This window comes from Staphylococcus sp. HMSC067F07 (assembly GCF_001837405.1).
Classification (GTDB): domain Bacteria; phylum Bacillota; class Bacilli; order Staphylococcales; family Staphylococcaceae; genus Staphylococcus; species Staphylococcus capitis.
On sequence record NZ_KV832237.1, the window covers coordinates 579231 to 593579 of the forward strand.

General features: G+C 30.2%; 19 protein-coding genes and 1 other RNA gene. 3 read left to right on the plus strand and 17 right to left on the minus strand.

Annotated features, from left to right (window positions below):
* Positions 1 to 242 precede the first annotated feature (242 nt).
* Entirely contained in the window at positions 243 to 1550 is a 1308-nt protein-coding gene (locus HMPREF2706_RS09725; protein ID WP_070862343.1) for a TrkH family potassium uptake protein, read from the plus strand.
* Positions 1551 to 2974: 1424 nt separating this feature from the next.
* Here HMPREF2706_RS09725 and HMPREF2706_RS09730 read toward each other — a convergent pair.
* The 15 genes from HMPREF2706_RS09730 to HMPREF2706_RS09795 all read right to left on the minus strand — a co-directional run bounded on the left by HMPREF2706_RS09730 (position 2975) and on the right by HMPREF2706_RS09795 (position 11263).
* Entirely contained in the window at positions 2975 to 3544 is a 570-nt protein-coding gene (locus tag HMPREF2706_RS09730) for a terminase small subunit (RefSeq protein ID WP_070862344.1), read from the minus strand.
* A gap of 38 nt (positions 3545 to 3582) precedes the next feature.
* A complete protein-coding gene (locus HMPREF2706_RS09735; RefSeq protein ID WP_070862345.1) occupies positions 3583 to 3798 on the minus strand; it encodes a hypothetical protein in 216 nt (71 codons plus the stop codon).
* A complete protein-coding gene (locus tag HMPREF2706_RS09740; RefSeq protein WP_070862346.1) occupies positions 3798 to 4385 on the minus strand; it encodes a pathogenicity island protein in 588 nt (195 codons plus the stop codon). The genes HMPREF2706_RS09735 and HMPREF2706_RS09740 overlap by 1 nt, the downstream gene beginning before the upstream one ends.
* A 14-nt stretch (positions 4386 to 4399) precedes the next feature.
* Entirely contained in the window at positions 4400 to 5152 is a 753-nt protein-coding gene (locus HMPREF2706_RS09745) for a hypothetical protein (RefSeq protein ID WP_070862347.1), read from the minus strand.
* A gap of 9 nt (positions 5153 to 5161) precedes the next feature.
* Complete coding sequence (locus HMPREF2706_RS09750; protein WP_070862348.1) at positions 5162 to 5494, minus strand: pathogenicity island protein; 333 nt, start codon at positions 5492 to 5494, stop codon at positions 5162 to 5164.
* Between the two features lie 368 nt (positions 5495 to 5862).
* Entirely contained in the window at positions 5863 to 6447 is a 585-nt protein-coding gene (locus HMPREF2706_RS09755) for a hypothetical protein (protein WP_070862349.1), read from the minus strand.
* Positions 6444 to 7088: a pathogenicity island protein gene (locus HMPREF2706_RS09760; RefSeq protein ID WP_070862350.1), complete on the minus strand. Its 645-nt coding sequence runs from the start codon at positions 7086 to 7088 to the stop codon at positions 6444 to 6446. The genes HMPREF2706_RS09755 and HMPREF2706_RS09760 overlap by 4 nt, the downstream gene beginning before the upstream one ends.
* Positions 7085 to 7366 (minus strand): pathogenicity island protein, encoded by a 282-nt coding sequence (locus HMPREF2706_RS09765; RefSeq protein WP_070862351.1) that lies wholly within the window; start codon positions 7364 to 7366, stop codon positions 7085 to 7087. The genes HMPREF2706_RS09760 and HMPREF2706_RS09765 overlap by 4 nt, the downstream gene beginning before the upstream one ends.
* Positions 7341 to 8162, minus strand: coding sequence for a bifunctional DNA primase/polymerase (locus tag HMPREF2706_RS09770; protein ID WP_070862352.1), 822 nt, complete (start codon positions 8160 to 8162; stop codon positions 7341 to 7343). The genes HMPREF2706_RS09765 and HMPREF2706_RS09770 overlap by 26 nt, the downstream gene beginning before the upstream one ends.
* A 170-nt stretch (positions 8163 to 8332) precedes the next feature.
* A complete protein-coding gene (locus HMPREF2706_RS09775) occupies positions 8333 to 9946 on the minus strand; it encodes a phage resistance protein (RefSeq protein ID WP_070862353.1) in 1614 nt (537 codons plus the stop codon).
* Between the two features lie 83 nt (positions 9947 to 10029).
* Positions 10030 to 10293, minus strand: coding sequence for a hypothetical protein (locus HMPREF2706_RS09780; protein ID WP_070862354.1), 264 nt, complete (start codon positions 10291 to 10293; stop codon positions 10030 to 10032).
* Positions 10293 to 10655 carry a pathogenicity island protein gene (locus HMPREF2706_RS09785; RefSeq protein WP_070862355.1) on the minus strand — a complete coding sequence of 121 codons (363 nt, stop codon included), beginning with the start codon at positions 10653 to 10655 and terminating at the stop codon, positions 10293 to 10295. Before HMPREF2706_RS09785 ends, HMPREF2706_RS09780 begins: the two co-directional genes overlap by 1 nt.
* A gap of 1 nt (position 10656) precedes the next feature.
* Complete coding sequence (tscA, locus tag HMPREF2706_RS09790) at positions 10657 to 10869, minus strand: type II toxin-antitoxin system antitoxin TscA (RefSeq protein ID WP_002505679.1); 213 nt, start codon at positions 10867 to 10869, stop codon at positions 10657 to 10659.
* Between the two features lie 4 nt (positions 10870 to 10873).
* Positions 10874 to 11029 carry a hypothetical protein gene (locus HMPREF2706_RS12245; RefSeq protein ID WP_165764327.1) on the minus strand — a complete coding sequence of 52 codons (156 nt, stop codon included), beginning with the start codon at positions 11027 to 11029 and terminating at the stop codon, positions 10874 to 10876.
* Between the two features lie 15 nt (positions 11030 to 11044).
* Positions 11045 to 11263 (minus strand): helix-turn-helix transcriptional regulator, encoded by a 219-nt coding sequence (locus HMPREF2706_RS09795; RefSeq protein ID WP_070862356.1) that lies wholly within the window; start codon positions 11261 to 11263, stop codon positions 11045 to 11047.
* A 154-nt stretch (positions 11264 to 11417) separates the two neighbouring features.
* Here HMPREF2706_RS09795 and HMPREF2706_RS09800 point away from each other — a divergent pair, with 154 nt between their 5' ends.
* Both HMPREF2706_RS09800 and HMPREF2706_RS09805 read left to right on the plus strand, forming a co-directional pair.
* Entirely contained in the window at positions 11418 to 12167 is a 750-nt protein-coding gene (locus tag HMPREF2706_RS09800; RefSeq protein ID WP_070862357.1) for a helix-turn-helix domain-containing protein, read from the plus strand.
* Positions 12157 to 13263, plus strand: coding sequence for a site-specific integrase (locus HMPREF2706_RS09805; protein WP_070862358.1), 1107 nt, complete (start codon positions 12157 to 12159; stop codon positions 13261 to 13263). Before HMPREF2706_RS09800 ends, HMPREF2706_RS09805 begins: the two co-directional genes overlap by 11 nt.
* 111 nt (positions 13264 to 13374) lie before the next feature.
* Here the strand turns inward: HMPREF2706_RS09805 and ssrA are convergent.
* Together ssrA and smpB are read right to left on the minus strand one after the other, a co-directional pair.
* Positions 13375 to 13736, minus strand: a transfer-messenger RNA (tmRNA) gene (gene ssrA / locus HMPREF2706_RS09810).
* A 119-nt stretch (positions 13737 to 13855) separates the two neighbouring features.
* Positions 13856 to 14326, minus strand: coding sequence for an SsrA-binding protein SmpB (gene smpB, locus HMPREF2706_RS09815; protein WP_002433363.1), 471 nt, complete (start codon positions 14324 to 14326; stop codon positions 13856 to 13858).
* Between the last annotated feature and the right edge of the window lie 23 nt (positions 14327 to 14349).

Below are 14349 nucleotides of genomic sequence, written 5' to 3' on the forward strand. Positions count from 1 at the left end.
TATATAAATTATTTTCTCACTGCAACACAGAACGTTTCTCAGCGTCTTATGATACAAAAAACACCTCTCACTATATTAGTGACGTTTAAAATGAAATATCTAACTTGTCCGTGTGCTAATCATTTACTTTATCATTCTAAGTTAAACTTCATTCTTTTTCTAATTAATTGTTATTCTATGGTTGTTATATTTATGATATTATCTACTTATCAAAATAGAATATAAATATTGGAGTATAAATCATGAATAAAGCTAATAAATCATTGTACTTTTATTTAATGCTCTTTTTTTCAACGACGCTTGTAGGGGCTATCTTACTTTATTTACCCTATACTGGTAAAAAACCTATAACCTTTATAGACGCTCTTTTTATTGCTTCTAGCGCTTTCACTGTTACGGGTTTTTCTCCAGTTGATATAGGAGCCCAATTTAACATACTTGGAGAAGTAGTTATATTATTATTAATACAAATCGGTGGGCTTGGTATTGTTACCGTAACAATGCTCGTATTTGTGTTTTTAAATAAAAAGGTTTCACTACAAAACAGATTTTTAATTATGGTCACATGGAACATAGATGAAGCTGGAGGAGTTGTCAAATTAATTAAGCATTTAGCAATTTATAGTTTTATTACAGAGTTGATAGGTGCATTTTGTTTAAGTCTATCATTTATACCTAAATTTGGAATTGGACAAGGATTATTCATAAGTTTATTTACTGCTGTATCAGCTTTTAATAATGCTGGTTTTGCCTTATTTAAAAATAATCTAATAGACTTTTCTAACGATCCAGTAGTTATCATTACTGTCCCCCTTTTAATAGTTCTAGGTGGATTAGGACATTTCGTACTTGTTGATTTGATTAACTGCAAAAAACTTAATAAGCTTTCATTTCATTCAAAAGTGGTACTTTCAACTACTTTTGTTTTAATTATTTTTGGCGCTATATTATTCTTTTTATTAGAACAATCCAATACTTTAAATAATATGGGATTGATTGAAAAAATAGGCAATGCCCTATTTCAATCGGTAACGACAAGAACAGCCGGTTTCAATAGTATTGATATGGGAAATATTAAAACTCCTACCTCTTTATTATTAATGGCACTTATGTTTATTGGAGGAGCACCTCTTAGTGCTGCTGGAGGTATTAAAGTAACGACATTTGCAATAGTTTTTATTTTTGTTTTAAATGCTATACGTAAAGAAAATACTGTCTCTTTATTTAATAGAGAAATATCTGACAAATATATTAAATTATCTATCGTGACAATTAACATTTCTATTATTTTCATATTCGTTATTACTTTTTTATTAACAATTATTAATCCAAGCATACCATTAGTTAAAATATTGTTTGAAGTTATATCCGCTTTTGGAACTGTTGGTTTGACTATGGATCTAACATCTGAATATAACGGCTTAACACAACTAATTATCGTGATTGTTATGCTATTTGGTAAAGTGGGCTTATTAACTATGGCAAGAGCTTTTATTCCTCCAAGAAGCCCTAGAAAATATCATTACCCAAAAGGACATATTCATATTTAATAACAAAGCCTCCTCTATAAAAAATAGAGAAGGCTTTTATTTATATCAAAAAGCATAATTATTTCTTATTAATATTGAAAGCATAAATACAATATATACGACAAAAAATTCAATCTTTTTATTACTCCTCAAATCTCCCTATATCATCAATAAACGTAGGTACAACTTTGTTCACATCAACCCTATCGTAAATAAGCCCAACGCTATCTATTCGGATAAATAAATATCCTATCATCATTCAACTTTATAGATGGTACTATGCGCCTATCTACACCGTTCTTAACCAACATTAAATTAAAAGGTAATATTATGCCTACTCTCTCTGCTGCATGAAGTCCATTCCATATTACTACCTCTTCATCAATCATTAGATCGGTTTAAGTAATAACAATGTTCTCTTTAATGCTCATAGCCTTACTGAGAAACTTTAATATCGTGATATATAAGAGGATGACTTAACTACGCTGTTTTTAGCGTTTTGTTTTATAAATAAACCTAAGTAAATATAACTATTTTGACACGTATTTGACACGTGAATAAAATAACCACGCCTTTTATTGACGTGGTTGGGAAATATAATTTATTAGAAAATAAATGTCACTAATCATAACGATTATTTTAATACTAGGTATATTATACCATAATTATTACGCATTTTATTTCATTTTGTAGCTAATATTATTAAAGTGATTTTCTAATAAAAATAAGACCACCTTGTACGGCAGTCTTATTTATTGAATCAAGCTTAATATAAAAATATACTTTATTGGAATCAACATTTTTACTATAGGGGAATTAAACTTGACAAATAAATATAAAATTTTTAGGGAGTAATAGGTATGAATCATGAAGTTCGTAATTAACATAATAACACAATACTTTAGTTTTTCAAATAAAAAACGCTACGGTTTTAAAGTAAACCGTAGCGCAAGTTAAATTATATAAAATTCAACAATCACACTGAAAAAGGTTATAACAACCTAGTAATCATTATACCAAATTTTATTATCTATTCAATTAAAATAGCTTGCGTTCTTATCATTAGGATAAAAAACCGTACCAATTAAGATACGGTTACTAGACGTCTATTAATCGAACAGTCAGTTACTCACTGCTAAACGCAAGTAAGGCCTCTGTTAGTCGGAATGGATACCGATGATATATTTAATTATAACATAAAAAAAGAGGGCAGTCGCTAGGACTACCCACGTCTTTATTAATCTTGTTTCTCTACTTTATTTTAATATCATTGATAAGTTATTTAGAATTTGGATATTGTTTACTCAACTTCTCTAAGTATCTTTTTATTCTCCGCATCAACTCGTTCGATATTATCAGTAACTATTAGTGTTATAATTACTAAATTGTACATATCTTGAAAACTAAACTTGTTAGCAAATATTGAAATAATTCAAGTACTTTCATTAATCCTTTGTAGGTATATTGTCTACTAATATAGGTCTATTAGGGTGTTCCTCTCCTACAGAATCAATTAATTGCTGTTGTTCTTCTTCATCGCCGTCCCATTCACCTACATTAATAAATACTGGTGTGTCATAAGATAGTTCTTTTTTATCAGTAAATAACTTGTGATACTTACCTAACATATCTCTAGCACGTAAACGGTCACTAGGTTTGATAGGTACTTCTACCATTTCTACATGTTCGTTATAAACTAAGTTCATTCTGTCAGTATCGGGATTGCGTTGAAACTCCCCACGTTTAACGACGACCTCTCTTACTTCACTCTCATCACCTACTGCTGCATTACTAAGAATATGCAATAGCTCATTCGCTGATAATACGCCTTCGTCAATAATTCTCTTACGTTGCTCATCAATATACTTAGCTACTTTCTTATTCTTTAGCAGCCTACTTCCCTGTTCACTTGCAGTATGAGGACTATAGCCAGCTTTAATTGCACTTTGTGTCATATTCAACGTCTTTAAATACTCAGCCACAAACTTCTCTTGTCTGGGATTTAATTTGCTCATGTTTTACCTCCTTTTCAATAATTATTAAAAGGAAAAATTTACTTATCTTTAATAATTCGATTTGCTTTAGCTAAATCTGAAAATCTTTTACTAGCCTTTGATTGTTGAGCTAACTCATCTTTACGTTGCGCTTTGATATTTTGAGAAAATTGTTCTTCTACAACATCTAGTAGATCACTGCATTCCTCTCCAGAAAGTGTTGTTTCAGTCATAATATAATTATAAACTTTATCTAAATTGTATTTTCTAGCCATTATTTAGCACCTCTATTTCTCAATTTATTTCTTGTATCAATGAATGGTAACTTATCAGCACCGACATAGTTACTGTATTGGTTTGGACTAAAGTAATTTTTTATTTCGTCTCTTGCTTCATTATCTTCTTCAAAATCTTCCAAATCATATAGTTTTACATATCTGTAAAACTCATCTTCATATTCATCGTTTAACGCTTCGATTTCTTCTATCACTTTGTTATATTCTTTAATAATTGGCACAAATTTAGATAATATACGTTCTTTGTCCTCTTGGTATAAGCGAGGAAGCTCTCCCTGATGCTTGAGAATCTCAATAGCTTTTTTACGTCTTGCCTCGTCAAATACTTCTTGCTTTGTCTCTAGGCGTTTCTGTAATGCTTTGAGCTTCTGCTCATTCTTATCGAATGTTGAATATAGTGCATCAGCCTCATCATCTTTTGAGCTGGCAATTAAATCTTTATATTTCTCTTTATCTTCTTTAATTCGTTGTGATAACTCTTGACGCTCATCTTCAAGTTTATTAATATTTTCTCTTTGACCTGATACATATTCATTGTATTCATCAAAGTGTTTAGCAGTTTTCACATATATACCTCATTTCAGTTAGTTTTTAAGCCTATTTCTCTTATGTAGTTGTATGGCTTTTTAATTTCTCTATCTGTTAATCTTTTCGGGATAGTTTGCAGCAATATTAAAACTTTCTCAAAGTCGATATTATTTTCATTTCTGTTATAGATAAATTCCTTAAATGCTTTCTTATCTAGATCATTCAACTTTGCTACAAACTCATCATTATTCATACTCTTTTCAGTAGCACCATCTTCTTTTTCCCTGAGTGCTTTATCTTGGTTAAGCGTCAACTTATGAGGATAAGTCTTTACTTTTTGACGCTTGTCATTTATATATGAATAATTGTTTTCTATACCTTTATTACGCTCATTTCTATTTGTTTGAATATATTTGTATAGTTCAATCTTAAAACGCTCTACCACATTCATATGAGCCTCTGAGCGTGTATTAATATAATCTTTAATATACTTTTGTTCTTTAGTAGAGAAACGCCCTAGAACAGTATAAAAGGCGTTTAACTCGCTTTGACTTTTCCTCTTATACCGTTCTAATTTCTGACGTTCTTCTAATATAGCGATTGCTAGATTTTCAACGGAATAGCTCTCATAGTAAATACTTTCTAATACAGTATCACTGCATAAACTAGGTGTAGTTCGGTTATACATATCTTCTATATCACTTTCTATGAGTGCTATTCTTGATTGAATGTAGTAAATATTAAATCTAGTGAACAATTCGTAATCGCTAACTTTCTCTTGAATAATTTCAATCGCTGCACTCACTACATCACCTTAAATCTCAGTTTTCTTTAACGCCTCATATCGCTTTAAACTACCTTCGATATGGCGCTTGATACTTCTTAAGGCTAATTCTTTCTGTTCCTCAGATTTAACCATGAAATAACCTCTTGCATCTTTTTTATAGCTATATCCGATTGGATAACCATAATCAACTACTAAACTATTAATCGTATTTCTTAACCATCTATCGTTGTTTCGGTTAAATTCCATATTCAATTGATTAAATATATTTTGCTTAGTAATAATCTCGCGCTTAGTGTTGCGTAATACGTTTAATACTCTGATATGATCGCTCGTTAATTCTTTTTCAATTGTCATTGTCATAAATTATTCCTCTTTTCATCTTTAATGAGGAGGCACTATATAGACAATAACTAAAACCACAACTATTCAATCCTTATTTTTGTCCGATATATAGAAGTCATTTACTTCCTAACACTATTATACTAAATTTACACCTAAATAACAAACAAATGTTCTATTTTTATAAGATTTAAATAACTTCTTAACAATCTCTATATAGTCCATTAAAAAGCTCCATAAAGCCTTTTCACACTAATTCATAGACTTTCAATAATAGAACGAATGTTCTCATTTGGCTTAAATTAATGCTAAAATCATTAACAAAACTTAACGATTACGATTTATATATAAAAAAAGCCATGCACCTACTAAGTGCATGACCTATAAATTTATACATATTCTTTTAGATTTTTAATTTGTTTAATATTCATCTTATAAATAGGTTTAGATTTACCATTTACATTATAAGTACGTTCAATCAGATTTTTAGGTAATTGAGCAATCTCATATGCTCGACTTATCGGCATATCTGCATTAGGCATATCATCAGGCGTTCTCTTAATTCTTTCTAGCACCCACTTATATTTATCATAGTTTTTTAAGTTGATACCATTCAACACACAATATAATTTCCATGCTGCAAACTCAAAATGTTCTTCTACCTGTTCTAATTCTAAGCAAATATTAATATACTTAGCTTTGCTGTTATCCCACTTGTAAGGAATAGTTGGAATAATATTTTTATCATAGTAAGTAATAGTAGCAACTTCTACACACTCACATGTTACATATGATTTATTTAAATCTAATGCAACGACCAATGGCAATAAGTTACCTACTACATTATCATGATGATCTATCAATACATATTCATTACTATTTAGCGTATAATCTTCTTCATTTAGTTTTAAAAATTCTATCAACACATCATCAGTTAGATTTAAGTCTTTAATATCTTTATCAATTATTGTCATTGGCTCACTCCATTGTAATAAGAGTGTTTCAATTCATTTAATCGTTCGATTAACACTTTACTATCAACTTCATTAGCCTTCTCATTCTGGATAAACTCAGTAATGATTTTAAGCCCCTCAACTAATTCTGGTGCTGGTTCATTAATTCCAGTAGCTAACTGATACAATGCCTCCATATTACCTATAACATCTGCATTACTAGTTTGAACGCCTTCAAGTTCATCTATATTGAAATCTTTACTCATGTAATCGAACATGTCACTATTGTTACTTTCTGCAAAGGTTTCTAGCCCGTACATAAAATACTCATTATCAAACATGAAACTAGCCATCATATCGCTTATAGTGTCATGTGTTCCATCATATAAATCATATCCAGTATAATGCCCCTCAATGCTCTCAATGAGTTTCTCAGTATGCTTTTCTGACGCAATCTCAAAAGTTTTTCTCACTTCACAATCTTTTATTAATACATGAGAATACATCTTCCCTTTGCTCATCAAATACACAATATTAAACGGATCGTTATATATCTTAAATGCAAAAGGTAATTTATAACTACTTTCACATAAACCAGTAAAATATCTTAATAGTGTTGCTGCTCTAGTTTCAAATTCATTTGCTATAATTTCAACGTTCATTTTATTCCCTGCTTTCTTTTAATGTAGTTTAAATAGTTTTTAGTTCTTGCAGCTACTAATTCAAAACTGCCATTTGCTATTATTCTGTGCGATACTCTTTTATCATTCTTAAAATCATAAGTTTCACGCCATGCTACCCATTTAGTCCCAAAGTTTTCAAGATACAATGTTGATATTCGACTAATTGAGCAGTAGTACATTTCTTCGGATATTCCAACTAATAAACCTAGTTTTCTTAATTCATCATCTATATTAAATTCGTAATGAGTTTCTTGCACTATTATATGAAGCCTCCCACTCTTCTAAAGTAAATTCATCACCATTTGCTTTAACATCACCAATAATCACCTTTAGAGGCTCTATATCCACGTTACATTGTAAAGCGTAACTAATAGCTTTATATACATCATTATTACGTTCTACGCTTTCACCATTGATTACACGATTGTATGCCTCTTTACCTAGTCCACCTTTGCCAGTATGTTGTAAATGATTGAAATTGTGGTTAGGCAACACGCTTTTTACTGAGAACTTTTCCATAGTCTGTTGTAGATAATTTCCACGTTTTGAAAATATGCGATCTTCAAATTCACCATCATAAGTGATTACTGGTTTCTTATTACTAGTGTATAGCCCTTTAGCTGTTTTACTTCCAGCTAATACAAAATAGTTATTATCATGTGCTTTAATATCTACTGATGGTAAATATCCTATTTTCTGAGCGTATTCAACACCATCACGTTTTTTAAATATTACATGCTTTCCCCCACTTGCTGTTGTCTGCACTAGCGTATTTTGTGCATTAGAAACAAACTCAGCATAGTAAGGAATGTCTTTCAAACTATCAAAGCCACTTTCACCATTTACATGATTAATATCAATGTCGATACACCATAAACCACGAGTAAGGACACCTAATACATTTGTCTTTGCATATGCTAAAAAATTGTTATCTATAAAATCATCATCAATAGTTATATTCTTAAATGATACTGTTGGCTTTTTATTATCGTTTAAGGGTACAACTTGCACATCTTTACTAAGAAGATACTTTGCAGCATTGTACATTTTCATGAGAATACCTCCAATAGAACACTAACCCTTTTAACTCATTCTTTTCTCTATACATACATCTATTTATTTATATATAAAATACGCTAAATAATATTTAAGTTATAAAGGTTAGTGCCTGTTATTAAAGTAATTTCAAAGTTAGTACAAAGGTTAGTAAGAGTTAAACTAACTTAAGTTTCAATTAAATCTAAAGCCATTTTGAATAGTTCTTTATTTTCTACAATATGAACTTTAGTATTTTGTCCCTCTATCCATTTTTGCTTATTGATAGCTACACCTATTTTTTTCATATCTTCTTTTGCTTTTTTATATCTCAGATTTTTATAATCTTCTTCAATAGTTTTTTGTAGTATCTCATCACCTGAAAAAATGAAGTCCTGTTTAGATAACGTTTCTAGTATTAAGATTTGAGTGTCCGTCAATTCATCTTCGGTGTAATAGTTTTTAAGTGTTACGTTATTGAACTTAAATTCTCTGCCTATTTGTTTAAGATACTCAAGACTTAATATTAAAAATGATACTGACGCATTGACTGAGTTTTTCCCGTTAGGCTTAACAAAGTCCCAAAATGGTTTAAATACTTTATAACGTTCTTCATCGGTTTCGTTCTTTGGTCTATCCTTAAATGCAATCTTAACTGTACGTGTTCTATTTGCTGTAATTTCACCAGTATCAACACTTTCATTAGTATCTAAAATTAACACTGCATTATTTTTAAACTTAACGTTATTTCGTTGTATGCCACGCCCTGAAATATTCTCACCAGTAGCTATTTTGCGTAATATTCTCATCATACCTTTATTAATTTCGCCTGTTTCATTTGCATGAGCAATATCTGCACCATAAAAGTTAAGCCATTCATTTGCAGCCTCAAAGCCAGATGATAATAAACTATCAAAATTGACTTTGTTTACATTTAGAAGTTTCTCGAAAGTTTCCATAAATAAACCCTTACCAGATCGCCCAAAGTCTTTGATTAAGAACCATTTTTCAGCTTGAATAAGTTTCATTTTTCGATACATAGTATAAGCATGTATCAACATTAAATTATTCTTACTGCGTTCATTGTCGCTTACTAAGTCAAAGAATTTTTGTGCTAATTGAGTGTTTATATTTTTCTTATCTACATCATATTTAATAATGTAGTAATCGTTATTAGAGATTTTCTTATTTACAAATTCCAATTCTTTGCAATCGTATACCCAGTCATTACCTGCGATAGCGTAAGGATAAATATTATATTGATAATCATTAATGAAATACTCTTTGTAGACTTCTAGCATTACATCAAGAAAATCATTAATATGATACTTATTGTCTACTGGATACTCTAATAAAAAATTAGTATTATCTATAATTTCATATTGATTGCTATTTAATTTGATAAAGCTATCCAACTCTTTTGAGTAGATGACTTTTTCAGTAATTAGATCAATAATGAACTTTGCATAGCTATTTGTTTTACTAGGCTTAAAATGTGCCTCTTTATTCTCCTCACCGTTCTCTACTGTTGTTTTAACAGAGATAGTTCCATAGACTGCACCTATTTCTCTAGGTTTTATGGTATAATCTAAAGTAAGGTTATTAATGTAATCACCTGCAAATTCATCTTTTGTTTGGTGATAAACACTTCCTTTATTATTAAAAATTTGTTTTTCTGTTGTAATTGCAGCAAAGTAAATTCGTTTACTAATTTCTTTTATACGAGATAAATTAGGTGTATCAACATTATCTAATTTAGAATGGAATTGATAATGTTTTTTATATAAAGAAACTTCGTCCATTTAATCAGCCTTTCACTTTATTATTTAAAAGGTAAGCACAGAAATGTTATATTATTCCTGTGCTTTTGATTTGCAAATTGCACTTACTCAGCGTTATCTGATCTAGTCGCCAAACTATTCATATCAGATGACGCTTTTTCTATTTGTAATCTCATTTCATACTCATTCTTTTGAGCTTCCACTAATCTTTCATACATAAGTTCAATAGCTTTTTGTTTATTATTATTTTTTAATAACTCAATAGCTTCATCATAAGTTTTAGCCTCGAAAGCATATGACGTATATAACACAATATCTTTCACACGATTTACTTTTTTATGGTCGTACTTCTTTTTAAATAGTTTCATTATTTTACGTCCTCCAATCTTTCAACAAAAACTAGCATTTCTTCAATAGCTAATTTTAATTCTTCAATATCGTCTTTAGTTAAGAATTTACTAATATTAGAATCTTCGTAAATGATAGGGAAATCTGTAAAAGTTTCAGTAGCTTGAACAAGATTTTTGTATTCTTGATAATCATTAGTGATTTCTAAAATCTCATTATTATTTAAATAAGGGTACATTTTTTTAATAATTGAAATATCTTTGTTACGACGTTTTTGTAATAGTTTCGTCATTTTTTTAATATGCTTTTTGCCATTTACGATATGATCGTAATTCAATTTGCCTTCAATATTTTTATAATCTTTGTTATTTAATTTATTCATCTTATTCATTCTCCTCATTGATATTAAAATTTTTCTCTAACTCTTGGACTGCCCATTTCATTATTAATTCAAGATGTTTTTCTCGATTAATTTGTGAAACTACTTCTTGACCGTCTTTAAACTCGGTGTGCTCATAGCTTTCAAAGTGATTATAAATACTTGTTTTAAGTTGATATTTTACGTGTTCTAATACATCAATTTGTTCTTGATTCATTTTATTAATTCTCCTTTTTGTATTTATACTTATCAGCAATTGGTAATGTTAAAGTTTGTATTAGTGCAGTTATTGCAATCCCATGAATAAAATCAATAGAGTATGCATATAAGCAACCAATTGTTATAGCTAGTACAGAAATCAAAATATATAGTTTCATTAACCCTCACCTCCTTTAAAAATTAACTTTAATTTTAGAACTAAATAATTCATCAATTGGCATGTCGTACATTTCTGAAAGAATCTGACACTCATTTAAATTAAAAATTGCTTTGCCACTTTCTTTTAACTGATAACGTTGTGGACTAATACCAAGTTTGGTAGCAACTTTCTTTTGAGTATCACCGTTTTCTTTCCTAGTGATGTACAACATAGGATAAGCTAAATTTGCCATTTATACCCTCCTAACACAAAAGACAAGTTTATATGTCTTTTTTTATTATAGTTGAATTATATAGTTGTCATAACAATAATGTCAAGTGAAGTTTTCATTTTAAATTCAAAAAGACACATTTATGTGTTATATTCAATTAGAAAGGTGGAGAATAATGCTAAACTTTGAGTTAAAGAAACACTTAAAAGATAAAGATATGACTATTAGTGAATTAAGCGAAAAAACTGGAATATCAAGAAATTCTTTAGGATTATTAATAAATGGAAAAAGTAGAGGAGTTCAATTTGAAACACTTGAAAAAATTTCTAGAGTTATGAATGTAGATATCAAAAATTTATTTTCAATGACTTTTGACTTTATAGAAATATCTGCAAAAAATGAAAAATTACGTAGTTCTGAAGTAGGAGTTGATTACAATGCGTCTTATGATTTTAAACAATTAGTCTGTAATATGAATATAGATGGAACAGAATATGAATTTTCTGTTCAATATGAAATAGATTTACAGTTAAACATATTAAAAGATCATAGTTCTGAAGTTAAAATTACTATTGATTTAAGAAAGTTTAACTACCTAAATTTATTTTTACCCATCAATTCTGACGTAGATAATGAAATAGCATATTTAACTCATGTTTATTTTATAGACACTATACTCAAAATCAATAAAGATGAAATTTTAGAATTAATGGGTAAAGGTATAAAAATATCTTCAAATCAAATTTCTTATGTAATAATAAAAGACGCTTTTCACATTATTTCATCTGGTATTTTATATATAAATAATTTCAAGATTACACAAAAAGAGTTTTATGTTAATAAACTCAAAACTAGTAATACTATAAATTACATCGAAGACTCCAATAAAATACTTTTTACAAGCAGGCATAAAAATGTTACATAACTTAAATTTATCCCACAATATATATAAAGACGCTAAACGTGGTACTTATTACTTTCGTATTAAATACTATGATAAGAAGAATCAACGTAAAGAAATAAAAAAGAGTGGCTTTAAACAACGTAAAGAAGCGTTGAAGAAATGTAATGAAATTATGGACGAGTTAGAGGGTGTAGGACAGTTAAACAAACTGCCCTTTGATAAGCTCGTAGATGAGTATATAGAGTGGTATTCTGCACGTCGCAAGTCATCAAGTGTTAAAGCATTAAAGACACATACAAACAACCATTTGCTACCTTATTTTAAGTCTATGGACGTCTTTAATATGACTACACAAGATGTTATGAAGTTTCAGAATACAAAGTTAAAAGAGGGACACTCTGGAGAGTACCTAAAGAAAATGCACGTGTTCTTAGTATCGTTACTTAATCATGCTATGAAGTTTCATGATCTAAAACAAAATGTAGCCTCTTTAGTAGGTAACTTTGAAATAGAATCAAATAAGCGTTTGAACTATTGGACGTTAGAACAATTTAACCAGTTCTATGAAGCATTAGCTACACAACAACAAAAGTTATTCTTTAAGCTACTGTTTTATTCTGGAGCACGTAAGGGCGAAATTAGAGCCCTCACATGGCGCGATATTAACTACGATGATGATTTTATCCATATAAACAAAACGGACTATCACGGTGAAGTGACAGCCCCTAAAACAAAAGCAGCAATACGTGATATATACTTACCTGCTCATATGATGAATGACATAAAAGAATATTTAAAATGGTACAAAGAAAACAATATATATAAAGATGATTATGTATTATTCGGTACATTCTTCAAAGCATACAGTGAATCAACCATTGATCGTTGGTTTACTACTGCATTAAAAGTGTTAGATGACCAACTTCCAGAGGGTCAGACGTTCCCTAGAATTGTAATTCATGAGTTGAGACATAGCCATGCGTCTATGCTAGTCAATCATGGTGCAAGTATCATGGTAATAGCTCAAAGACTAGGACATGCTGATAGCAATGAAGTTTATAATAGATACGGACATTTGTACCCTAGTACGCAAAAAGAAATAGTTAAATATTTATGAGACACTACTTACTTATATTGGTAGTGTCTTTTTTATGTGCTGGGGCATATCTGGGGCAATATTGGGGCAACAAAAATAAAAATCCCACAACCACATGGATTGCAGGCTATATAATGGAGACGGCGGGATTCGAACCCGCGTCCAGAGGTCCTGATACACACCTTTCTACGTGTGTAGTCTATTGATTCATTTCGCATAATAGTAAGCAACAGACAACCAGTATTATGCTAGTTTGATTAGTATTCTTCTAAACAGACTTCAAACGGCAGTGTTTAGCATATCCTACTAGGGTTGAATCGCGTTAACAGCACGTAGGAGATGCTGTTAGGCGATGCAGTGTGCTATTACGCAGCTACTGCGAAATTATTGTTTGATTTGTCAGTTATATTTACTGAAATGTGTTGATGTCGGAGACAACCCTCCGACACGCTTAGTGTGCTCGAGGGACCCCTGTCGAATCCAAAAACGCCCCCGAAATAATATTAATGACAAATAATAATACAAACAATTTGGTATGACAATATGCGTCATTCATTTAAATAACAACATCATTAATCATACCAAATGGCACCCGTTTAAGCAATACGCATGCTTAATAACGGGCTTTTATCGCACGATCGACATCACGTTTCATCGCTTTATCTTTTAAAGCTTGACGTTTATCGTGAATTTTCTTACCTCGTGCAACGCCTAATAAAACTTTACATTGTCCATGCTTTAAATAAAGTTTTAATGGGATTAGAGAATAGCCAATTTCTCGTGTACGTTCTCCTAATTTAATAATTTCACGCTTATGCAATAATAATTTACGAGAACGTAAAGGATCATGATTAAATCTATTACCTTCTTCATATGGAGCAATATGCATATTATTTAAATACATTTCACCACGTTTAACTTGAGCATAACTATCTTTCAAGTTTGCACTTCCACGTCGTATAGACTTGATTTCGGTACCTTGCAGTGCAATACCCGCTTCAACCGTATCTTCAATGTTATAATCATGTCTTGCTTTACGATTCTCCGCTAAAGTACCTGGTGATTTAGTTTTTTTCTTAGCCATTCATACTCACCTCATCTTTGATG

Excerpts from the sequence above, each read along its gene's own strand:
- HMPREF2706_RS09775 (WP_070862353.1), bottom strand. The coding sequence starts at position 9,946 with ATGGACGAAGTTTCTTTATATAAAAAACATTATCAATTCCATTCTAAA.
- HMPREF2706_RS09755 (WP_070862349.1), bottom strand. The coding sequence starts at position 6,447 with ATGACAATAATTGATAAAGATATTAAAGACTTAAATCTAACTGATGAT.
- HMPREF2706_RS09795 (WP_070862356.1), bottom strand. The coding sequence starts at position 11,263 with ATGGCAAATTTAGCTTATCCTATGTTGTACATCACTAGGAAAGAAAAC.
- HMPREF2706_RS09750 (WP_070862348.1), bottom strand. The coding sequence starts at position 5,494 with ATGACAATGACAATTGAAAAAGAATTAACGAGCGATCATATCAGAGTA.
- HMPREF2706_RS09730 (WP_070862344.1), bottom strand. The coding sequence starts at position 3,544 with ATGAGCAAATTAAATCCCAGACAAGAGAAGTTTGTGGCTGAGTATTTA.
- HMPREF2706_RS09785 (WP_070862355.1), bottom strand. The coding sequence starts at position 10,655 with ATGAATAAATTAAATAACAAAGATTATAAAAATATTGAAGGCAAATTG.
- tscA (WP_002505679.1), bottom strand. The coding sequence starts at position 10,869 with ATGAATCAAGAACAAATTGATGTATTAGAACACGTAAAATATCAACTT.
- HMPREF2706_RS09805 (WP_070862358.1), top strand. The coding sequence starts at position 12,157 with ATGTTACATAACTTAAATTTATCCCACAATATATATAAAGACGCTAAA.
- HMPREF2706_RS09735 (WP_070862345.1), bottom strand. The coding sequence starts at position 3,798 with ATGGCTAGAAAATACAATTTAGATAAAGTTTATAATTATATTATGACT.
- HMPREF2706_RS09770 (WP_070862352.1), bottom strand. The coding sequence starts at position 8,162 with ATGAAAATGTACAATGCTGCAAAGTATCTTCTTAGTAAAGATGTGCAA.
- HMPREF2706_RS09760 (WP_070862350.1), bottom strand. The coding sequence starts at position 7,088 with ATGAACGTTGAAATTATAGCAAATGAATTTGAAACTAGAGCAGCAACA.
- HMPREF2706_RS09780 (WP_070862354.1), bottom strand. The coding sequence starts at position 10,293 with ATGAAACTATTTAAAAAGAAGTACGACCATAAAAAAGTAAATCGTGTG.
- HMPREF2706_RS09800 (WP_070862357.1), top strand. The coding sequence starts at position 11,418 with ATGCTAAACTTTGAGTTAAAGAAACACTTAAAAGATAAAGATATGACT.
- HMPREF2706_RS09725 (WP_070862343.1), top strand. The coding sequence starts at position 243 with ATGAATAAAGCTAATAAATCATTGTACTTTTATTTAATGCTCTTTTTT.
- HMPREF2706_RS12245 (WP_165764327.1), bottom strand. The coding sequence starts at position 11,029 with ATGAAACTATATATTTTGATTTCTGTACTAGCTATAACAATTGGTTGC.
- smpB (WP_002433363.1), bottom strand. The coding sequence starts at position 14,326 with ATGGCTAAGAAAAAAACTAAATCACCAGGTACTTTAGCGGAGAATCGT.